This is a genomic window from Pseudoalteromonas sp. H103 (assembly GCF_001469205.1).
In the GTDB taxonomy this organism is placed as follows: domain Bacteria; phylum Pseudomonadota; class Gammaproteobacteria; order Enterobacterales; family Alteromonadaceae; genus Pseudoalteromonas; species Pseudoalteromonas carrageenovora.
Genome location: NZ_LOFG01000016.1, coordinates 128,544 through 151,091 on the forward strand (window position 1 = coordinate 128,544; position 22,548 = coordinate 151,091).

Genomic DNA, 22,548 nt, shown 5'->3' on the forward strand with positions numbered 1-22,548 from the left:
AAAATGATTAAAAGTTACAAATTTAAATATATTTAGGTATTTGATACATCGGTTAGCGGCTGTGCAAAACTACTTGTTTGCTCGTTTTGGCCAAACCAAGCTAGCTGCGAGTGCAGGGCGGCTACTTCGCCAATAATAAGTAACGCTGGTGAAATAACGCTGTTGCGCTCAATTAAATCAGCAAGTTCACCTAATTGCCCCGTAACCACACGCTGATTTTTACGTGTGCCGTTTTCAATAATGGCAACCGGTGTAGTTGCACTGCGGCCATGCTTTAACAGCTCAGCTTGAATATGTGGCGATTTAATAACGCCCATATAAATAGCTAAAGTTTGATGCGCTTTAGCAAGCGATTGCCAATCAAGCTCTTGGCCATCTTTTTTACAATGCCCTGTTACAAATTGAATGGCCTGGGCGTGGTCGCGATGCGTAAGTGGAATACCTGCATACGCGCTACAACCTGCAGCTGCCGTAATACCCGGTACTATTTGATAATTTACGTTGTTGGCAGCCAGTACTTGTATTTCTTCACCGCCACGGCCGTAAATAAATGGGTCACCGCCTTTAATACGGCACACTTTTTTGCCTTGCTTGGCAAAATCAACCAGCATTTGGTTGGTATCTTCTTGGGCTACACTGTGATCGCCTAAACGTTTGCCTACGCATACTAGGTCGGCATCACGGCGAACTAACTCCATAATTTCATCAGACACTAAGTAGTCGTATACTACGACGTCAGCTTGCTGCATTAGTTGCAGTGCTTTAAGTGTTAAAAGCTCAGGGTCGCCAGGGCCTGCACCTACTACATATACTTCGCCTTCGGGCTCTGCTTTTGCATCGAGCATTTGATTTAGCTGGGCTTGTGCTGCTTCGGTATTGCCAGTTTGCACTTTACTTACTACTGATGAATCGAACACGCCTTCCCAAAATTGGCGGCGGTCAGCAAAGTGTTTAAAGCGTTGTTTTACTTTATCTCTAAAGCTACCAACTAAGGTTGCTAATGGGCCAATATGCTGTGGGATAAGCGTCTCTAACTTTTCGCGTAATCTGCGAGCGAGTACAGGGGCAGTACCTGCACTTGATATAGCAATAGTTATTGGGTCGCGGTCTACAATAGACGGGAATATAAACGTACACTTAGGTTGGTCATCAACCACATTCACAAATACATTTCGTGCGTTTGCCAGCTCAAATACATTGTTGTTTACGTCATCACGGTCAGTGGCTGCTATAACCAGCATTTTGCCTTCAAGGTGCGACTCGTCAAAATATGCATCAATAAGCGTTACTTCGTTATTATGAGCATGCTCTTTTAGTTCGTCGCAAAACCAAGGTGCTACTAAGGTTACGTTTGCGCGAGCTTTTAAAAACGCGCGACATTTTCGTAATGCGACCTCTCCACCGCCAACAACCAAAACTGGCTTGTTGTCGAGTTTGGTAAAGATAGGTAAATACTGCACGTTTATAACACCCCTAAACAAATTCAAATATAAGAAAACGCTTTATTCTGATGGGCAGAATATAGCGGCTATCAATAAGTAAAAAATAATTAAAACCAAGTTGATATAACTAAAAGTTATAATTGGTGGCCTTTTTGGTCCTAAGACTTAGTTAACAAGGGATTGCGGGGAGTTACAAGTAAAATAACAAGCTTATAGTGTTTGGTTATGAGCTATAGCGAGATTACGTTAATTTGTTACTATGGCAGTAACACTAATTTATTGCTTAATAAATGGATTACTTATGACTGAACAATATGATAACGCTCAATTAGCTGTATCACTTATGGATTTAACGAGCTTAAATAGCTCAGATACTACGAGCGATATTCAGCTGCTTATAAATAGCATAAATCCCACGTTAGGTACGCCTGCTGCGGTATGTGTTTACAGCGATTTTGTGGACGATGCAAAAATTGCGTTAGCCGCACGAGAGCTTAACCACGTTAAAGTAGCCACGGTTACTAACTTCCCAACGGGCGATGCACCGCTTAGCGACATAATAAACGAAACGCTTATTGCTATTGAGCGCGGCGCCGATGAAATCGATTTAGTTATACCTTATAAAGCACTTATTGCCGGCGATGAAAGTACCGTGCTTGAATATATACAGCAAAGCAAAAAAGCCTGCGCTGCACGGGCTCAATTAAAAGTAATTATAGAAAGCGGTGAGTTAAAAACGGATGAGTTAATCACTAAAGCAACTAACTTAGCTATTCAAGGTGGTGCCGACTTTGTAAAAACCAGTACAGGTAAAGTGGCTGTAAATGCAACGCTTGAAGCAACAAAAGTGATGCTTAGTGCTATTAAACAATCGGGTGAAGTAGTTGGTTTTAAAGCTGCCGGCGGCGTTAAAACAGTAGCCGATGCAAAGGACTATTTAGCACTAACACGTTCAATAATGGGCGATGACTACCTACAGGCTGATACATTTAGGTTTGGCGCATCTAGCTTACTTAGTGATGTGTATAAAGTATTAGAAAAATAATAAAGGAAATACAATGAAACCAAGAAATTCAGGGATGCAAGATCTGATCAATAACCTTGTTAAAGGTGCCATTGTGGCCGGAGTTGTTGGGTTTGGCTTAACTGCGTGTACTAACCCAAGCACGCCAGCAGGTGAAGAAGGTTATGTATACGAAAAGCCGCGCGTATTTGGTGAAGGTGGTTATCAAGGTACCATGAAGGGACCTGCTAATTACGGTATGTCATTACTTCGAAACGAAGTTATAAATATTGATATGAGGCCTAATTTATACCCAAACCACCTCAAGATACGAGTTTCAGTTGGTATTAAAAGCGATTTAGGCAAGGCATTAATTGCAAGTAATAGTGGTTCTATTGTTAAAATCAATAACGCAGTATAAATCGCTTTTAAACCAAACCGTTGGGCGTTTCACAGGCACTTACTCTCATCGTTGTTACTTCTTAAAAGGGAGTGACATTCTTGCAAATTAACGCCTTGATATTAAGCCCCTGTGAAACGCTGAATTCTGCATCCTGAGGTGGTTTGGGTATAGACCGAAACATTTAGAATACTGGCAAACGATGACTTAAATATTCAGTTTGATTTTCATGCAGTGATAGGAATTCAAAGCGGCTCGGTAAAAACAGTTGTAGAAGAGTACGGCGCTGAGAATTGGTATAAACGCTTTGTGCGGGAAACGTTTAGAACCTATGTACGCGATATTGTGCAAAAGTATGATAGTGGGCAGCTAAAAACCAACCGTGAAAAAATAGCTAAAGAGGTAAGCCTACGTTTACAAAGTTATTTATTAACTACGCCGTTTAAATTAGCCAATGTAGTGGTGGGGGATATTAACTACCCAGCTATTGTTGCCAACGCGGTAGAGAAAAAACTCGCAGCGCAACAGCTATTAGCTGAAAAAGAAACGCAAAAAGAGATAGCCCGTAAAGATGCTGAAATAAGGGTTGAAGAAGCAAAGGGGATAGCGCAGGCCCAAAAAATCATCAACGCAACTTTAACGGCCAATTATTTACAACATGAAGCAATAAATGCACAAGCTAAAATGGCTGAGTCGCCAAATCATACAACTGTTTATATTCCGGTTGGAAATAACGGTGTGCCGTTGGTAAAAGGCGCTAATTAAGCCTAGGAACTTGGGCAGCTAAATTATAGCTACCCAAGTTACTGTTATTAAAATGCTTTAAACATGCTACCTAAGCTATCAAGACCAGATTTATTGCTTTTAGCTATACATTCAGAATCGTCTAAAGACTTCTTAGTGGCTGCATCAGCAAGCCCTGTTACATCGAGTTTATTTTCCTGTTGGTATTCTCGAAGTGCGATTACTGTTTTACGGTCGTATTCTACGTCTTGCGTTTCAAACTCTTCATAGTCAGGTTGGTTTCTTAAATAGCCTAAGCATATTAAATTTAAACGTGACATGGCTAGATCAAGCTTTTCATAGTGAGGCATTCTATGATTTGGTACTTCTATATTATCAACGGGTTTGCTCGCTGCTTTTACTCTACTTACTTTTAGTGGCGGTGGCGCAGCATACCCCGATGCTAATGTGTTATTGCTATTGTAACGGTAGTAAGTATCAGGAATTTTTGTTTCTAGAAACTCAACTGCTTTGATAATAACCTCACGAAGTGCTTTTTCTTTAGGTGTGTCAGACCAACCGCTTATATTACCACCTACCAATGAACCACCAAAGTTTGTTGCGGCGCCTGTAAAATCGAAATCGGTACTACCGCCCTCTACACTCGTGGCTGCTAAAATACGCGATGTGCGAGTATCTATAAGGCGTAAATCTATCGCCATATGAGTGCCTGAAAATCCTGCAGATACAGAGCTAAATACATCCCCAATAAAGCCGCCTGAACCTACACTGGCACCGGAACTACCGTCATCAAATTCTGTTACGGCTGCAACAACAACAATTTCAGCACCTTCAATTTCACCATATGCAGCACCCGTTGCTGCGCTAACTCTACCTGAGGTTGCTAAATCTTGCTCAGACAATACTGCATCTAATGCTTGGCGTTCTAATACGATAAAACGATTGGTTGTAACAAGCGCCGTTGTAAGCTGATCAGCCATTCCTTCGCCGATTTCTTTTCTCCACCACCTCGAATCGTTTGATTTATCGGTAAAGCGGGCTACTGCTATACGTGCTTTGGGACCATTGTATTGTTCTTGTGAAGCTGCATTTATATCCGGTGAATTTTTCCCTGATGTAACATTAGTTGACGTGCTTTGACATGCACAAAGTGCAGTTGTTAATAGGGTTGTGATTAGTAACTTTTTAGGTGTTTTTAACATATGACTGTCCTTAATTAATATGTTTAAGCAAGGTTTTAAATCTTGCCTTTAGTGCTTATATATTAATGTTAATTTATTTAAATCAATAAGTTAAAAATAGTACTGATGCGAAAAGTTTATTCACGTAGGCGAAATTTACGGCTTTTGATCACGAAATTGCTTAGGTGATATTGAATAGTGTGCTTTAAAGCATCTTGCAAAGTAACTTTGTGAACTAAAGCCAACTTGTTGCGCTACTAAGCCTATAGGAAGGTCCGTATCACTCAATAATGATTGTGCAAACTCTAGACGGATATTTCGAATGTAATCGCTTGGTGTTAAGCCATAAAGAGCTTTCATTTTTAATTGCAAAGCTCTGGGGCTTAAATAAAGAGAAGTGGCAAAGTCTTCAACACTAAATTCTTCGTTTTGATAGTGTTTTTTAACGACGTTTTTAACACGTTCAGTAAATTCATAATCTTTGCTTTGTATCATTTTAGGATCAAGCTTAATAGACTGGGACAGAGCTGGTAGTTGCTGTTTTAAGTGTTGATTGAGTACTTTCCTGATTGTTAGTAGCCCTTGAACTCGGCTTAGTAGAAGCTCTGGTTCAAAAGGTTTACTTAAATAGTCGTCTGCAAGTAGGTCTAGGCCTTTTAATTTACTTTGTGTATCAGCTTTAGCTGAAAGCAATAGTGTAGGGATATGGCTAATGGATATATCATTACGCAGTGACTTAATAAATTGGTAGCCGTCCATTATAGGCATCATTACATCACTTATAACTAAATCTGGCATTTCACTTTTACATAATTTGATACCGTGTTCACCGTTAGCGGCATTAATACAGTTATAGCGCTCACAAAATATCGACGTTAATAGGTCTCGCATTTCATCGTTATCTTCAATAATAAGAATCTTATGTGTTTTTACTAAAGGTGACTTTTGATCTTTTTGAAGAGGATGGGCTGTTTGTAAAGCCTGTGCTTGCATTTCTACGCTAGGTAACAAAACTGTAAAACAGCTGCCTTTGTTTATTTCACTTGTTACTGTAACTGTTCCCTCATATTGTTCTACCAACTGCTTTACAAGAGCTAGACCTATACCATTGCCATTTGTGTTCGTAGCATTTATTCGTGTAAATCGCTCGAATATAGAATCTACATGTTGTTTATTTATACCAATCCCCGTATCTGATACTGAAATAGTTATACCGTCATTGTTATTTGAAAGCGTAAGCGAGGCCTGGCCATGTGGCGGGGTATATTTATGAGCATTACTTAATAAGTTATTAATTATAGAATTTATATGTTCGTGCTCTAACGTAATGTAACAATCTTGTTTAGTGAAGTTTTTAAATTCAAATTTAATATTGCTGCTGACAAATAAAGGCGAAAAATCTTCAATTATTTGATCTACTAATGGCTGTATAGGGTAGGGCGTAACACGTTTTACTGCTGTACTAGGGCGCTGACTTAATTGTAAAAGCTGATTTATTTGATTTAATAGCCTTTGGCTATTGCGTTGGATCATTGTCAGCTTTTGTTGTGTATCTGCTTCAGGGTGATGTTTTTTTAGGCTTTCAAGTGGTGCCATTATAAGACTTAGAGGGGTTTTTAACTCGTGGCTCACATTATCAAGTAGCTGAGTTTTTAACTTATTAAGTTCTTGCTCTTTTTTTGTTTCTTGTTCTGCAACTTTAGCTTTGTATTTTAATGCTGCAAATAACCACAACACACTTAAAACTATTAAAGTATAAATAAAATATGCCGAGTTACTTTTCCACCAAGGTGGAGTGACCGTAATACTAAGCATTGTTTTTTCATCACTCCACTTTCCGTATTGGCCTTTTACTTTCATTATCAGTTTATAATTTCCTGCTGGCAGTTGAGGATAGTTAACTTGGCGCTGGTTTTTTGATGCGTATAAGAATTGACTATCTAACCCTTTAAGCTGGTACGCAAACTGGTATTGTGAAGGCGAAGCTGAGCTATTTAATGCTGTAAATTTAAAACCAACGACATCATTTTCTTCTTTAAAAAACAGTTCATTTGTGAAGTTTATTAGCTTTGCTTTTTTATTATTAGTGTATGGTTCTGTTAAAGCTGGTTGGTTGTTAATAAGTAAGTCGGTAATAAACGGCTCAGGTGGAGGTGCATGTAAAGACAGTGTTTGCGGGTTAAATTGGTTATAGCCATTAATTCCACCAAAGAAGAGTTCGCCATCACTAGCCCCAAAGGCAGCTCCTAGTATAAAGGAGTTGTGTTGTATCCCGTTTTCAGGCAAAAAATGTTGCATTTGATGAGTATATTCAGAGTAACGAGTTAAGCCTTGGTTAGTACTTAGCCATAAGTAGCCACTTCTATCCTCTTTGATAGCAAAAATATTGCCATTGATTAAACCATCAAACTCAGTGATATTTATTATTTCATGAGTTTGTATATTTAACTTATTCAACCCGTTGAATGTCCCCACCCATAATGTATTTTGATCTTTTGAATATAATGAAGTGACCATATTATGAGTTAAACTGTTAGGTTTTTTTATATCGCTTATGTAATGAGTAAACGTTTCATTATTTAGAGATAGCTTATTTAAGCCAGAGCGTGTGCCGGCCCATATCACCTTATTGAATGAATCATATGTAATACTAAAAACAGTGTTGTTCGAAATACTGTTTTTATGTTCATCGTAGCTAAAATTTTTAACCTTTAACGTATCAGGGTTGAAACGGGTTAATCCCTTATTACCGCCAAGCCATAAATTGCCATTGACGTCACCAGTAATTGCATAAATACGATTACTGCTAAGTTGATGACTTTGTTCTGTGAAAGCTGAAAATTGATCTGTTGCTCGGTTATAAAGCAGTAAACCACCGCCATAGGTACCTACCCATATCCGTTTTTTTCTATCCTCGTAGAGACTAAAAATATTATTATTGGTTAAACTGCCTTTAGCCTCGTTACTAGCTTTGTACTGTATGAAGCCATCGGTGGTTTGCTTATTTAACCCATCACGAGTACCTACCCAAAGTGAATTAGTACTGTCTTTGAGAATTGCCCTTACAAAATTACTAGATAAAGACGCTGGATTGTTTATTTGATGGGTATGATGTCCAAATTGGATTTGCTTTTTGTCGTAGCGGTGTAACCCATAACCATCGGTTCCTATCCAAATAATGCCAGTGGGGTCTTGATAAAGAGAGAGAATATGATTATCAGCTAAACCATGCTTTTGTGATGACGAATGAACTATGTGATTTAATGGAGTGGTCAAAAAAGATGAATAGAGTTGAGTGTAGAGACCACTGCCATAGGTACTTATCCATAATTTGTTTTCATCATCTAAAAGTATATCGGTCACCCATTTATTGTTTAGTTGGTGGGCATTATTAAATTCACCTGTAGCGAGGTTAAAGGAGGTGAGTCCTAATTTACCACCTAGTAGTAATTGGCCATTGGGAGAAAATTTTAAGCGCCACAGTTGCTTTGGACTATTAATGTGATGCTCAAACTGTTTAGTTTCGATATCAAAGTGTACAAGGCCGATACTACTTGCTAGCCAAAGGTTGTTTTGGTTATCAAAAACAATATCTTTGAAATCGATATTTTTATGTTCTGAGTTAGGATAGGAAAAAGTATTTGTAGTATTCGTTATCGTGTTAAGTTGAGTAAGCTGGCCTTTATCATGGCCGATCCAAATCATTTTATTATCAAGCGAAGCTAATGAAGTAATCGTTGAATTATTAATTGCAGGCTTTGAATATTGGTTAAAAACACTAAATTTACCTGTTTCAGTATTTAGTAAGTTTAAACCATTAGCTGCTGTCGAAAACCAAATTTGATTATTTCCTGCATTAAGACAATCTGTGATCCAATTACCTGAAATACTCTCTTTAGATGGATTAAATTTGTAGTGCTTAAACTCAAAGCCATCAAATTTATTTAAACCTCCTTGTGTGGCAACCCAATAAAATCCTGCGTCATCATTCGTGCTACAAGTGATAGAGTTTTGTGATAAACCTTGCTCATTTGTATAAGTCTTCAGGTATATTGGTTGTGCAAAAGAAGTGATTTGGAAAAGTAAAATAAAACAAATTATTTGGTACTTTATAATTTTAATAGTGGTTTTCACAGATATCCTATCGTGGTGTATTTCCCTAAAACTAGAACAATCATAAACTGCTTTTTAATCAATGTTAACAATGATTTTTTATTGCTTTAAAGAGATTTTGCAATGTGGGTATCTTTTAGGCTTGTGTAAATGATTTGCGTAAGTATAATAGGCATCCACTTTGCAGGGGCGTAGTTCCAATTGGTAGAACAGCGGTCTCCAAAACCGACGGTTGGGAGTTCGAATCTCTCCGCCCCTGCCATTTTTACTTGTAAGTTGAGTAAGTCTGGGGTTAAAAATCGGTTTAAATAAGTCTGTTTTTAAGTTTAGATTTTAATGGATTAACCCTGCCATTGCGTAGGGTTGTTGTGTCTGTAGTTAGGGTAATAATATTATGAGCACGAATGTAGAAACACCATCAAGTGCGATGGAGTCAGTAAAGTGGTTAGTAGCTATCGCGCTACTTGCAGGCGCAGTTGTTGGTAATCACATGTTTGCAGATCAGTCTGTATTACTACGTGCTATTGGCGTTGTAATTGCAATAGCAGCTGGTTTAGGTATTGCCTCGCAAACATTTAAGGGACGTACTTTCCTTGCTTTTGCTAAAGAAGCACGCATTGAAGTACGCAAAGTAATTTGGCCAACGCGTCAAGAAACTACCCACACGACATTAATTGTAATGGTTGCAACAGTGATTATGGCGCTTATCCTTTGGGGATTAGATGGCATTTTATTCCGCGCTGTAGGCTTTTTAACTGGATTGGAGATCTGATCCCATGTCGGATGAGAACAAAGAAATTAAGTTACGTTGGTATGTAGTACAAGCTTTTTCGGGTTACGAAAAGCGTGTGGCACAAACGTTAACTGAACATATTAAAATCGAAGGCCTTGAAGAGAGCTTTGGTGAGATATTAGTACCAACTGAAGAAGTTGTTGAGATGCGCGCTGGTCAAAAGCGTAAATCTGAGCGTAAATTCTTTCCAGGTTACGTATTAGTACAAATGGATATGAACGATGCTAGCTGGCACTTAGTGAACAGCACAGAACGCGTAATGGGCTTTATTGGTGGTACTTCTGACCGTCCAGCGCCAATTAGCTCTAAAGAAGCAGAACGCATTCTTAACCGTCTACAAGAAAATGCTGAAGCACCTAAACCTGCTACATTATTTGAACCAGGCGAAGTGGTTCGTGTTACTGATGGCCCATTTGCTGACTTTAGTGGTGTGGTTGAAGAAGTTGACTACGAAAAGAGCCGCGTAAAAGTATCTGTACTTATTTTCGGTCGTTCTACGCCGGTTGAGCTTGAATTTGGTCAAGTTGAACAAGATAAGTAATTGATTAAAAAAGCTTCGCTAGAGTTTTTATAAATTTTGGCACGAAGCTTGAAAAAGGCCGCTGATTAACTTATAATCAGCGGCCTTTTTGTATTAAGGTAAAAATTTATTTTTACTATACAAAAAGTACGAAACCAATTTTTAAACTGGGAAGCCGTTAGAGTACGCGTCCTCGCGCGCACAAGGCTAAGACCCACCAAATGAGGTATTTATAATGGCTAAAAAAGTTGAAGCTCTAATCAAGCTACAAGTTGCCGCTGGTATGGCTAATCCTAGTCCTCCAGTAGGTCCTGCACTAGGTCAACACGGTGTAAACATCATGGAATTCTGTAAAGCGTTTAACGCACGTACAGAGTCTATCGAAAAAGGCGCTCCAGTTCCTGTAGTGATCTCTGTTTACGGTGACCGTTCATTTACGTTCGACATGAAAACGCCACCTGCTGCTTACTTACTTAAGAAAGCTGCTGGTATCAAGTCAGGCTCAGGCCGTCCTAACACTGATAAAGTAGGCACAGTAACTCGTGCTCAACTTGAAGAGATTGTTGAGACAAAACGAACTGACCTTACAGCTGCCGATATGGACGCAGCGGTTCGCACTATCGCAGGTTCTGCGCGTGCGATGGGCTTGAACGTAGAGGACTAAGAAATGGCTAAATTAACTAAACGTATGCGTACTATCCGCGAAAAAGTGGAAGTAACTAAAGATTACGAAATCAATGAAGCAGTTGCTCTTTTAAAAGAGTTAGCGACAGCTAAATTCGTAGAAAGTGTTGACGTTGCCGTTAACCTTGGTATCGATGCTCGTAAATCTGACCAAAACGTTCGTGGTGCAACTGTACTACCTAACGGTACTGGCCGTGACGTTCGTGTTGCTGTATTCACACAAGGCGCTAATGCAGAAGCTGCAAAAGAAGCCGGTGCTGAGTTAGTAGGCATGGAAGATCTTGCTGAGCTAGTTAAAAAAGGCGAGATGAACTTTGACGTTGTTGTTGCATCACCAGACGCTATGCGTGTTGTTGGTCAACTAGGTCAAATCTTAGGCCCACGTGGTCTAATGCCAAACCCTAAAACTGGTACTGTAACGCCTAACGTTGCAGAAGCAGTTAAAAATGCTAAAGCAGGTCAAGTACGTTACCGTAATGACAAAAATGGCATCATCCATACTACTATCGGTAAGGTTGATTTCACTGCTGAGCAACTTCAACAAAACCTTGAAGCTCTAATTGTTGCGCTTAAGAAGGCTAAACCTTCTCAAGCTAAAGGTGTTTACTTGAAAAAAGTAACTATCTCTACAACAATGGGCGCAGGTGTTTCTGTTGACCAAAACACTTTAAGCACAGTTGTAGCTTAATTTGGTGTTTACATGGCGCGAAATTTATACTATAATTTTGCGCCATTTTGTTGATTAATTTATTAATTGGCAAAGTAAAGAATTCGGGTTGAAGTCCATAATTTCGGTGCGCCTTTGGCAAAGCGATAAATTGGGCTTCCGTCCAAGACCGTAGGCGGTTTCGGCCTTAATGTTTACCTACGTAGACGGTGTGAATCCCCAGATAGATTTTTCCTAATCCTTCTGGCTCTCGCCGTAAAAAGCATCTCCATCAGTTATTTTGGTGGGGAAGAGTAAAAACAGGGAAGCCGAGTGTCGGTGACCCCATTAAACCAGGAGTAACACCCATGGCTTTAAATCTTCAAGGCAAAAAAGCAATTGTTGCTGAAGTCAACGAAGCAGCCAATGGTGCTCTTTCTGCAGTTGTTGCAGATTCTCGTGGTGTAGCAGTAGGCGCAATTACAGCCCTTCGTAAAGAAGCTCGTGAAGCTGGTGTATGGATGAAAGTTGTTCGTAACACTCTAGCAAAACGTGCTGTTGAAGGTACTGAATTTGAATGTCTATCTGACTCGTTAGTTGGTCCAAGCTTAATCGCTTTCTCATCAGAGCACCCAGGTGCTGCTGCGCGTATCTTTTCAGATTTCGCGAAAAAGAATGAGAAATTTGAGCTTAAAACGGCCGCTTTTGAAGGTAACATCGTAGACGCAGCAATGCTTGCTACATTACCTACATACGACGAAGCTGTTGCACGCTTAATGAGCGCTATGAAAGAAGCGTCTGCTGGCAAATTGTGTAAAACAATTGAAGCAGTACGTGTACAGAAAGAAGAGCAAGCTGCTTAATTTTAAGCTGTTTAACCTCCCTTTCGGTGTAAAATTTATTTGGACCTAGAGTCCGTTAATTATTAGGAAATTTGTAATGTCTGTAACTAAAGACCAAATCCTTGACGCAATTGCTGAAATGTCAGTAATGGACGTTGTTGCTCTTATCGAAGCAATGGAAGAAAAATTCGGCGTAACTGCTGCAGCTGCAATGGTAGCTGGTCCAGCTGCTGAAGCTGCTGAAGAGAAAACAGAATTTGACGTAATCCTTACTGGCGCTGGCGCTAACAAGGTTGCTGCAATCAAAGCTGTTCGTAGCGCAACTGGCCTTGGCCTTAAAGAAGCGAAAGCTCTTGTTGAAGCTGCTCCTACACCTGTTAAAGAAGGTGTATCTAAAGAAGAAGCTGAAGCACTTGCAAAAGATCTTACTGAAGCTGGTGCTGAAGTTGAGGTTAAGTAATTTAGCTTTTGCTAAGTTCGCTGCCTGAGAAATCAGGCAAGGGCTGGTGATTATTTAATCACCGGCCTTTTTGCGCTATAGAGCGATGTATTCCTATAGCTCAAATAAAATCTGATTTTCTCTTTACTTTCAACGCTTTATAGTTTGCTAGTGTTGTGAGGGGAGTTTATTAGAACAACAATTAAATGTTGTAAATCTTGGCTTAGATGCCAGTTAAGTCTGTTCTTACAAGAACAGGTCGGGTCAAAGATCAGCAAGCTGAGGAACCCCATGGCTTACTCTTATTCTGAAAAGAAACGTATCCGTAAGGATTTTGGTAAACGTCCACAAGTTTTGGATATACCTTTCTTACTGTCGACGCAGTTAGAATCGTTTAAAAAATTCTTAGTCCCGGACGCTGATGGCGATCATGGTTTGGAAGCTGCCTTCCGTTCTGTGTTCCCAATTAAAAGCTACTCGGGAAATTCTGAGCTTCAATACGTAAGTTATCGTATTGGTGAGCCAGTATTCGATGTAAAAGAATGTCAAATTCGCGGTGTGACTTATTCTGCTCCACTTCGCGTGAAACTGCGTCTTGTAGTTATGGACAAAGAAGCTCCAGGCACAGTTAAAGACATTAAAGAGCAAGAAGTTTACATGGGCGAAATTCCGCTCATGACCGATACCGGTACTTTTGTAATCAATGGTACAGAGCGTGTTATCGTTTCTCAGCTACACCGTAGCCCTGGTGTATTCTTTGATAACGACCGCGGTAAAACCCATTCATCGGGTAAAGTATTATATAACGCTCGCGTTATACCTTACCGTGGTTCATGGTTAGACTTCGAATTTGATGCAAAAGATAACCTATATGTACGTATTGACCGTCGTCGTAAATTACCGGCGTCTATCATCCTACGTGCACTAGAGTATTCTAGCGAACAAATCCTAGATATGTTCTTCGATAACACTGCGTTTGAAGTAACTGACGGTAAAGTTCTTATGGAACTTGTGCCTTCACGTTTACGTGGTGAAACTGCCGCTTTTGATATCAAAGGCGAAGACGGTGAAGTACTTGTTGAAAGCGGTCGTCGTATTACGGCTCGCCACATCAAGAGCATCGAGAAGAAAGGCATTAATCAATTAGAAGTACCACATGAGTACATCATTGGCCGTATTGTAGCTAAAAACTATGTTGATGAGTCAACAGGTGAAGTTATTGCAAACGCTAATGACGAGCTATCTCTAGAATTGATGGCTGAATTGGTTAAAGCTGGTCACACTAAAATTGATACGTTATATATCAATGAAGTGGACAGCGGTGCTTACATGTCAAATACATTGAACATTGACTCTTCAAGCAACCGTTTAGAAGCGCTAGTAGAAATTTATCGTATGATGCGCCCAGGCGAGCCACCGACGAAAGACGCGGCTGAAGCCTTATTCGAGAACTTGTTCTTCTCTGAAGAACGTTATGACTTATCTACTGTAGGTCGTATGAAGTTCAACAGCCGTGTTGGTTACGATACCGATACAGGCCCTGGCACATTAAATAAAGAAGACATCGTGTCTGTTATGAAAGTATTAATTGCTATTCGTAACGGTCAAGGCGATGTTGATGATATTGACCACTTAGGCAACCGTCGTATACGTAGTGTTGGCGAAATGGCTGAGAACCAATTCCGTGTTGGTCTAGTACGTGTAGAACGTGCTGTACGTGAGCGTTTAAGCTTAGGTGACCTTGACGCGATAATGCCACAAGATCTTATTAACGCTAAGCCTATTTCGGCAGCGGTTAAAGAGTTCTTCGGCTCGTCTCAGTTATCACAGTTTATGGACCAAAATAACCCGCTATCAGAAGTAACGCATAAGCGTCGTATTTCTGCATTAGGTCCGGGCGGTCTAACTCGTGAACGCGCTGGCTTTGAAGTACGTGACGTTCACGTAACTCACTACGGTCGCGTATGTCCAATGGAGACTCCTGAGGGTCCAAACATCGGTCTAATTAACTCATTGTCTACGTACGCACGTACAAATGACTATGGTTTCTTAGAAACACCTTACCGTAAAGTGGTAGACGGTGTTGTAACTGATGAAGTTGATTACTTATCAGCCATTGAAGAAGGTCAGTTTGTTATCGCACAGGCGAACTCAAACTTAACTGAAACCAATGAGTTTGTTGATGAACTTATTCCATGTCGTCACAAAGGTGAATCTACCTTTATGGGTCGCATGGACCAGCAATATATGGATGTATCACCACAACAGGTGATCTCTGTAGCGGCAGCACTTATCCCGTTCTTAGAACACGATGATGCTAACCGTGCATTGATGGGTTCAAACATGCAACGTCAAGCAGTACCAACATTGAAAGCGGATAAGCCGTTAGTAGGTACTGGTATTGAGTTAACACTAGCGAAAGATTCTGGTGTAACGATTGTTGCTAAACGTGGTGGTGAAGTAATGTATGCTGACGCAAGTCGCATCGTTGTAAACGTACATGAAGAAGAACGCATTCCTGGTGAAGCGGGCATCGACATCTACAACTTAACCAAATACACACGTTCTAACCAAAATACATGTATTAACCAAAAACCAACTTGTATGGTTGGCGAACCGGTTACTCGTGGTGACGTGTTAGCAGATGGTCCTTCGACTGACTTAGGTGATTTAGCCCTTGGTCAAAACCTTCGCGTGGCATTCATGCCATGGAATGGTTACAACTTCGAGGATTCAATCTTACTATCAGAGCGCGTAGTTGAAGAAGATCGTCTAACGACTATCCACATTCAAGAACTACAGTGTGTTGCCCGTGATACTAAATTAGGTCCTGAAGAGATCACTGCAGATATCCCGAATGTGGGTGAGTCTGCACTAGGCAAGCTTGATGAGTCAGGCGTTGTTTATATCGGTGCTGAAGTTAAAGGCGGCGATATCTTAGTAGGTAAAGTGACTCCTAAAGGCGAGACGCAATTAACACCTGAAGAGAAGCTACTGCGTGCTATCTTCGGCGAAAAAGCGTCTGACGTTAAAGACAGCTCTTTACGTGTACCAAACTCTGTAACTGGTACTGTAATTGACGTACAAGTTTTCACCCGTGATGGTGTTGAAAAAGATAAACGTGCGTTAGAAGTTGAAGACATGCAGCTTCGCGAAGCGAAGAAAGACTTCAACGAAGAGTTCCGCATTTTAGAAGCTGGCGTTTTAGGACGTGCTCGCAAGTTACTTGTGGATTCAGGCTTCGAAGAAAGCAACTTAACGTCACTAAATGCTGAAAAGCTACTTACTCAAAGCCTTGCTGAAGAAGACAAGCAAGCTGAACTTGAGCAACTAGCTGCACAGTACGATGAGCTTAAAGCTGAATACGATAAGAAGTTTGAAAACAAACGTCGTAAAATTACCCAAGGTGATGACTTAGCACCAGGCGTACTTAAGATTGTTAAAGTATACCTAGCTGTTAAACGTCGTATCCAACCGGGTGATAAAATGGCGGGTCGTCACGGTAACAAAGGTGTTATCTCGACTATCGTACCAGTAGAAGATATGCCATACGATGATAAAGGTCGTACGGTAGATATCGTACTAAATCCACTAGGTGTACCATCACGAATGAACATCGGTCAGATCCTTGAAACACATATGGGTCTAGCTGCACGTGGTATTGGTGAGCGCTTAGAGGAAATGATGAAAGAACAACGTGAGCTTCATGAGCTACGTGAATTCATCAAGCAAGCTTACGAAATCGGTGAGTCTCGTCAAGAAGTAGATATTGCAAGCTTCTCTGATGATGAAATTCGTCGTTTAGCTGAAAACTTAAAAGGTGGTTTACCAATAGCTACTCCTGCATTTGATGGCGCGAAAGAAGACGAAATCAAAGACATGCTTGAGCTTGGTGGATACCCAAGAAGTGGTCAGGTTACACTCTATGATGGCCGTACTGGCGATCAGTTTGAACGTCAAGTAACTGTTGGTTACATGTACATGCTTAAACTTAACCACTTGGTTGATGACAAGATGCACGCACGTTCTACTGGTTCTTACAGCCTTGTTACTCAGCAGCCGCTGGGTGGTAAAGCACAGTTCGGTGGCCAGCGTTTTGGTGAGATGGAAGTATGGGCACTTGAAGCTTACGGTGCTGCTTACACTCTACAAGAAATGCTAACAGTGAAATCGGATGACGTGAACGGTCGTACTAAGATGTATAAAAACATCGTTGATGGTAACCATAAAATGGAACCAGGTATGCCAGAATCGTTCAACGTATTGTTGAAAGAAATCCGCTCACTGGGTATCAACATCGAGTTGGAAGAAAATTAAGCCAATTAGATGCTGCAGTTAACGCTGCAGCATCTGTTACGGCTGAATAGAATGTAGGGACGAGATTATCCGTCCTCAAGATTAACTCCGACAGGAGAGCTAAGGTGAAAGACTTACTTAAGTTTCTGAAGCAACAAAATAAGACCGAAGAATTCGATGCAATTCGCATTGGTCTTGCTTCACCAGACATGGTTCGTTCATGGTCATACGGTGAAGTAAAGAAACCTGAGACTATCAACTACCGTACTTTCAAGCCTGAGCGCGATGGCTTATTCTGTGCCCGTATTTTCGGCCCAGTGAAAGATTATGAGTGTTTATGTGGTAAATATAAACGCCTTAAACACCGTGGTGTGATCTGTGAGAAGTGTGGCGTTGAAGTTACACTTACTAAAGTGCGTCGTGATCGTATGGGTCATATCGATCTTGCGAGCCCAGTAGCGCATATATGGTTTTTAAAATCATTACCGTCACGTATTGGCTTAATGCTTGATATGACGCTTCGTGATATTGAACGTGTTCTATACTTCGAATCATTCGTAGTAACTGAGCCTGGTATGACAACGCTTGAGCGTGGTCAGCTTTTAGGTGAAGAAGAATACCTAGATTCACTTGAAGAGCACGGTGATGAGTTTGAAGCTAAGATGGGTGCTGAAGCAGTATTAGACTTGCTTCGTGAACTTGATCTTGCTCAACTAATTGCAGAAATGCGTGAAGAGTTACCAACAATTAACTCTGAAACTAAGCGTAAGAAGATCACTAAACGTCTTAAGTTAATGGAATCGTTCCACCAATCAGGTAATAACCCTGAGTGGATGATCATGACAGTACTTCCAGTATTGCCACCTGATCTACGTCCATTAGTACCATTAGACGGTGGTCGTTTTGCGACTTCTGATCTAAATGACCTTTACCGTCGTGTTATTAACCGTAATAACCGTCTTAAGCGTCTATTAGATCTAGCTGCACCAGATATTATCGTACGCAACGAAAAACGTATGTTACAAGAAGCGGTAGATGCGCTACTTGATAACGGTCGTCGTGGCCGTGCTATAACAGGTTCTAACAAACGTCCTCTTAAATCTCTTGCTGATATGATCAAGGGTAAGCAAGGTCGTTTCCGTCAGAACTTACTTGGTAAGCGTGTAGATTACTCTGGCCGTTCTGTAATCACGGTTGGTCCTACACTTAAGCTTCATCAATGTGGTCTTCCTAAGAAGATGGCACTTGAGTTATTCAAACCATTTATCTATGGCAAACTAGAGCGTCGCGGCATGGCTACGACAATCAAAGCAGCTAAGAAGATGGTTGAACGTGAAGTAGCGGAAGTATGGGATGTATTAGACGAAGTAATTCGTGAACATCCAGTATTACTTAACCGTGCACCAACACTTCACCGTTTGGGTATCCAAGCATTTGAACCTGTGCTTATCGAAGGTAAAGCGATTCATTTACACCCATTAGTATGTGCGGCTTACAACGCCGATTTCGATGGTGACCAAATGGCGGTACACGTACCGTTAACAATCGAAGCGCAGCTTGAAGCACGTGCACTAATGATGTCTACAAACAACATCTTATCTCCTGCGAATGGTGAGCCAATCATCGTTCCTTCACAGGATGTTGTATTAGGTCTTTACTACATGACGCGCGATCGCATTAATGCGAAAGGCGAAGGCATTGTATTTAAAGATCCTAAAGAAGCAGAAAAAGCATACCGTAGCGGTAATGCAGAACTTCACGCTCGCGTGAAAGTGCGTATCAGCCAATCAGTTAAGAACGAAGACGGTGTAGTAGAAGATACTATTACTATCATCGACACTACTGTTGGTCGTGCGATTCTGTCTCTAATTTTACCTAAAGGTATGCCGTTTGAGTCAATCAACCAAGCATTAGGTAAAAAGCAGATTTCTAGCTTATTAAACGAGTGTTACCGTCGTCTAGGTCTAAAAGACACTGTTGTGTTTGCTGACCAAGTTATGTACACCGGTTTCCACTACGCAATGAAGTCAGGTGTTTCAATTGGTATCGATGACTTAGTTATCCCACCTGTTAAAGCACAGATCATTGAATCAGCTGAGGCTGAAGTAACTGAAATCAACCAACAATTCCAATCAGGTCTTGTAACGGCTGGTGAAAAGTACAATAAAGTTATCGATATCTGGTCACGTGTAAACGAAAACTTATCACGTGAAATGATGGCCAACTTGTCAAAAGACATGGTTATTAATGCTAAAGGTGAAGAAGAAGAACAACCGTCATTTAACTCAGTGTTTATGATGGCCGACTCTGGTGCTCGTGGTAGTGCCGCTCAGATCCGTCAGCTAGCAGGTATGCGTGGTCTAATGGCACGTCCAGATGGTTCAATCATCGAGACGCCAATCACGGCTAACTTCCGTGAAGGTCTAAACGTACTTCAGTACTTCATCTCAACGCACGGTGCGCGTAAAGGTCTTGCCGATACAGCACTGAAAACAGCGAACTCGGGTTACTTAACGCGTCGTTTAGTAGACGTTGCACAAGATTTGGTAATCAACGAAGACGACTGTGGCACAGAAGATGGCTTAACAATGAAACCGCTTATTGAAGGTGGTGATGTTGTAGAAGCACTTCGTGAACGTGTTCTTGGTCGTGTTGTTGCTGAAGATATCGTTATTCCAGGTACTAACACAGTACTTGTTGAACGTAATATCATGCTCGATGAAAAACTGTGTGACCTTTTAGAAGAGCACTCAGTAGATGAAGTTCGCGTACGCTCAGTTATCACATGTGATAACGACTTTGGTGTATGTGCTAAGTGTTATGGTCGTGACCTTGCACGTGGTCATATCATCAACGCGGGTGAATCTGTAGGTGTTATCGCGGCGCAGTCAATCGGTGAGCCGGGTACACAGCTTACGATGCGTACATTCCACATCGGTGGTGCGGCATCAAGAGCGTCAGCTGAAAATAATGTACAAGTTAAAACTAACGGTACATTAAAACTGCACAACGCTAAATATGTATTAAACACAGACGGTAAGATTGTTATTACCTCACGTTCTACTGAGATCACTATCATTGATAGCTATGGTCGTGAAAAAGAGCGTTATAAAGTACCTTACGGTGCGGTATTAACAGTGCAAGACAATGCTGAAGTTCAAGGTAACGACATTGTTGCTACTTGGGACCCGCATAGTCACCCAATTGTTCTTGAGCATAAGTCAAAAGTATCGTTCAGCGATATCGATGACTCAAATACAGAGACACAAACCGATGAACTAACCGGTTTAACTCGTATTGTTGTTAAAGACCTTGCTAAAGCCAATGCGAAAGAACCTAAGCTTATCATCGAAAGTGAAGAGCGCGGTCTGCAAGAAACACGTTTACCTTCATTCACTACTATTGAAGTGACAGATGGTGCGACTGCAAACCCTGGTGACGTGCTAGCACGTACTCCACAAGAAGGTTCGAAAACTCGTGATATCACGGGTGGTCTACCACGCGTAGCCGACTTATTTGAAGCGCGTAAACCTAAAGAGCCAGCTATCTTAGCTGAGATCACAGGTACTATTAGCTTCGGTAAAGAAACTAAGGGTAAGAAGCGTTTAGTTATTACTCCACCAGAAGGCGATCATTACGAAGAAATGATTCCTAAGTGGCGTCAACTTAACGTGTTTGAAGGTGAGCAAGTGTCTAAAGGTGAAGTTATCGCCGATGGTCCTGAATCACCACATGACATCTTACGCCTACGTGGTGTGACTCATGTTGCTAACTACATCGTTAACGAAGTGCAAGAGGTTTACCGTTTGCAAGGCGTTAAGATCAATGACAAGCACATTGAAACAATTATCCGTCAGATGATTCGTAAATGTACAATTATACACGGTGGTGATACTGAGTTCTTAGCGGGTGAGCAAATTGAAGTAGCTCGCGTTAATATCGCTAATCGTGACCTTGAAAAACAAGGTAAAATCCCAGCGAAGTTTGAAATACAACTTATGGGTATCACGAAAGCATCACTTGCAACAGAATCTTTCATCTCAGCAGCGTCTTTCCAAGAAACAACACGTGTTCTTACAGATGCGGCAGTGAATGGTAAGAGCGATGAGCTTCGCGGTCTGAAAGAAAACGTAATAGTGGGTCGTTTGATCCCAGCCGGTACCGGTTTTGCGTATCACCAGGATCGTATGGCACGTCGTAAGCAAAGTTTAGTTGTTGAAGAGCAAACAGTAAGTGCAGAAGAGGCAACTCAAGCACTAACTGATGCTTTAAACGCTGATTTGTCTGGAAATCAATAAACTGTTCTTAATCAATAGATTAAGTGATAGTAAGGCAGATATATTCTGTCTTGCTATCAGTTTAGGTTGACAGGTTAAACTTTGCTCATTAAAATTCCGCCACCCATTTACTTGCATGTATGTTACAAGCTTGTAAAAAGGGCGGATTTTTTTATTTTTTTCAGTAGTAATTTTAATTTCAGGAGCTATTTAAATGGCAACTATTAACCAGCTAGTGCGTAAGCCACGTCGTAGCAAGGTTACTAAAAGTAACTCAGCTGCGCTTAAAGCGTGTCCGCAAAAGCGTGGTGTATGTACTCGCGTATATACAACTACACCTAAGAAACCAAACTCGGCGTTACGTAAAGTAGCTCGTGTACGTTTAACTAACGGTTTCGAAGTAACTTCATACATTGGTGGTGAAGGTCATAACCTTCAAGAGCATAGTGTAATCCTAATCCGTGGTGGTCGTGTTAAAGATTTACCAGGTGTGCGTTTTCACACTGTACGTGGTGCACTTGACTGTGCAGGCGTTAGCGACCGTCGTCAAGCTCGTTCTAAATACGGTGCAAAACGCCCTAAAGGCTAATTGTTTTCCGTTAGTAAGGCCAAGCACTAAATATTATTAATTATTGTTTTGGGTGATTGTTCCAAAAGGACAAACCTGAATAAACCGGAGATACAAAATGCCTAGAAGACGCGTAATAGGTCAACGTAAAATTCTTCCAGATCCTAAGTTCGGATCGGAACTTCTTGCTAAATTCGTTAACATCGTAATGTTAGACGGCAAGAAATCTACTGCTGAAAAAATTGTTTATGGTGCGCTAGACGTGGCTGCTGAGAAATCAGGCAAGTCGCACCTAGAAATCTTTGAAACTGCACTTGATAACATCCGTCCACAGGTAGAGGTTAAATCTCGCCGTGTTGGTGGTTCAACTTATCAAGTACCAGTTGAAGTACGTCCAGTACGTCGTAACGCATTAGGTATGCGTTGGTTAGTAGACGCTGCACGTAAGCGTGGCGAAAAATCTATGGGCTTACGTTTAGCTCAAGAAATCGTTGACGCTGCTGACAACAAAGGCACTGCGGTTAAGAAACGTGAAGACGTTCACCGTATGGCTGAAGCGAATAAAGCATTCGCACATTACCGTTGGTAATCTGTCCTTAA

Annotated in this window: 15 protein-coding genes, 1 tRNA gene and 1 pseudogene; 14 read left to right on the plus strand and 3 right to left on the minus strand. The window is 41.0% G+C overall.

What is annotated here, in order from left to right:
* Window positions 1–32: 32 nt before the first annotated feature.
* On the minus strand, window positions 33–1,460 hold the full coding sequence (cysG, locus tag ATS74_RS12780; protein ID WP_058549276.1) for a siroheme synthase CysG: 1,428 nt from the start codon (window positions 1,458–1,460) through the stop codon (window positions 33–35).
* Between the two features lie 283 nt (window positions 1,461–1,743).
* Here cysG and deoC point away from each other — a divergent pair, with 283 nt between their 5' ends.
* The 3 genes and pseudogenes from deoC to ATS74_RS12795 form a co-directional block, all read left to right on the plus strand.
* Entirely contained in the window at window positions 1,744–2,487 is a 744-nt protein-coding gene (deoC, locus tag ATS74_RS12785) for a deoxyribose-phosphate aldolase (protein ID WP_058549277.1), read from the plus strand.
* A 13-nt stretch (window positions 2,488–2,500) separates the two neighbouring features.
* Window positions 2,501–2,866: a hypothetical protein gene (locus ATS74_RS19895; RefSeq protein WP_235592014.1), complete on the plus strand. Its 366-nt coding sequence runs from the start codon at window positions 2,501–2,503 to the stop codon at window positions 2,864–2,866.
* A 153-nt stretch (window positions 2,867–3,019) separates the two neighbouring features.
* Window positions 3,020–3,610: pseudogene (locus tag ATS74_RS12795) on the plus strand (SPFH domain-containing protein); the annotation flags it as partial.
* 47 nt (window positions 3,611–3,657) lie between these two features.
* On the opposite strand, the gene ATS74_RS12800 reads toward ATS74_RS12795, so the two are convergent.
* The gene (locus ATS74_RS12800; protein ID WP_058549278.1) at window positions 3,658–4,791 is read right to left on the minus strand and encodes a CsgG/HfaB family protein; all 1,134 of its coding nucleotides are present in this window, start codon (window positions 4,789–4,791) and stop codon (window positions 3,658–3,660) included.
* A 135-nt stretch (window positions 4,792–4,926) separates the two neighbouring features.
* Entirely contained in the window at window positions 4,927–8,904 is a 3,978-nt protein-coding gene (locus ATS74_RS12805) for a hybrid sensor histidine kinase/response regulator transcription factor (protein WP_058549279.1), read from the minus strand.
* 164 nt (window positions 8,905–9,068) lie between these two features.
* Here ATS74_RS12805 and ATS74_RS12810 point away from each other — a divergent pair.
* The 11 genes from ATS74_RS12810 to rpsG all read left to right on the plus strand — a co-directional run bounded on the left by ATS74_RS12810 (window position 9,069) and on the right by rpsG (window position 22,537).
* Window positions 9,069–9,145 (plus strand) — tRNA-Trp (locus ATS74_RS12810).
* Between the two features lie 132 nt (window positions 9,146–9,277).
* Window positions 9,278–9,655: a preprotein translocase subunit SecE gene (gene secE, locus ATS74_RS12815; RefSeq protein WP_058549280.1), complete on the plus strand. Its 378-nt coding sequence runs from the start codon at window positions 9,278–9,280 to the stop codon at window positions 9,653–9,655.
* Between the two features lie 4 nt (window positions 9,656–9,659).
* Window positions 9,660–10,217 (plus strand): transcription termination/antitermination protein NusG, encoded by a 558-nt coding sequence (nusG, locus tag ATS74_RS12820; protein ID WP_058549281.1) that lies wholly within the window; start codon window positions 9,660–9,662, stop codon window positions 10,215–10,217.
* Window positions 10,218–10,431: 214 nt separating this feature from the next.
* Entirely contained in the window at window positions 10,432–10,860 is a 429-nt protein-coding gene (gene rplK, locus ATS74_RS12825) for a 50S ribosomal protein L11 (RefSeq protein ID WP_002958879.1), read from the plus strand.
* 3 nt (window positions 10,861–10,863) lie between these two features.
* Complete coding sequence (rplA, locus tag ATS74_RS12830) at window positions 10,864–11,568, plus strand: 50S ribosomal protein L1 (protein WP_058549282.1); 705 nt, start codon at window positions 10,864–10,866, stop codon at window positions 11,566–11,568.
* A gap of 326 nt (window positions 11,569–11,894) precedes the next feature.
* Window positions 11,895–12,389, plus strand: coding sequence for a 50S ribosomal protein L10 (gene rplJ, locus ATS74_RS12835; RefSeq protein ID WP_004588207.1), 495 nt, complete (start codon window positions 11,895–11,897; stop codon window positions 12,387–12,389).
* A 76-nt stretch (window positions 12,390–12,465) separates the two neighbouring features.
* Window positions 12,466–12,828, plus strand: a complete 363-nt coding sequence (gene rplL / locus ATS74_RS12840; RefSeq protein WP_058549283.1) for a 50S ribosomal protein L7/L12 — start codon at window positions 12,466–12,468, stop codon at window positions 12,826–12,828.
* A gap of 270 nt (window positions 12,829–13,098) precedes the next feature.
* Window positions 13,099–17,124 (plus strand): DNA-directed RNA polymerase subunit beta, encoded by a 4,026-nt coding sequence (gene rpoB, locus ATS74_RS12845; RefSeq protein ID WP_058549284.1) that lies wholly within the window; start codon window positions 13,099–13,101, stop codon window positions 17,122–17,124.
* Window positions 17,125–17,228: 104 nt separating this feature from the next.
* Window positions 17,229–21,401, plus strand: coding sequence for a DNA-directed RNA polymerase subunit beta' (gene rpoC / locus ATS74_RS12850; protein ID WP_058549285.1), 4,173 nt, complete (start codon window positions 17,229–17,231; stop codon window positions 21,399–21,401).
* A gap of 193 nt (window positions 21,402–21,594) precedes the next feature.
* Window positions 21,595–21,969 carry a 30S ribosomal protein S12 gene (gene rpsL, locus ATS74_RS12855; protein ID WP_002958885.1) on the plus strand — a complete coding sequence of 125 codons (375 nt, stop codon included), beginning with the start codon at window positions 21,595–21,597 and terminating at the stop codon, window positions 21,967–21,969.
* A gap of 97 nt (window positions 21,970–22,066) precedes the next feature.
* Entirely contained in the window at window positions 22,067–22,537 is a 471-nt protein-coding gene (rpsG, locus tag ATS74_RS12860; protein WP_010392135.1) for a 30S ribosomal protein S7, read from the plus strand.
* Window positions 22,538–22,548: the final 11 nt, after the last annotated feature.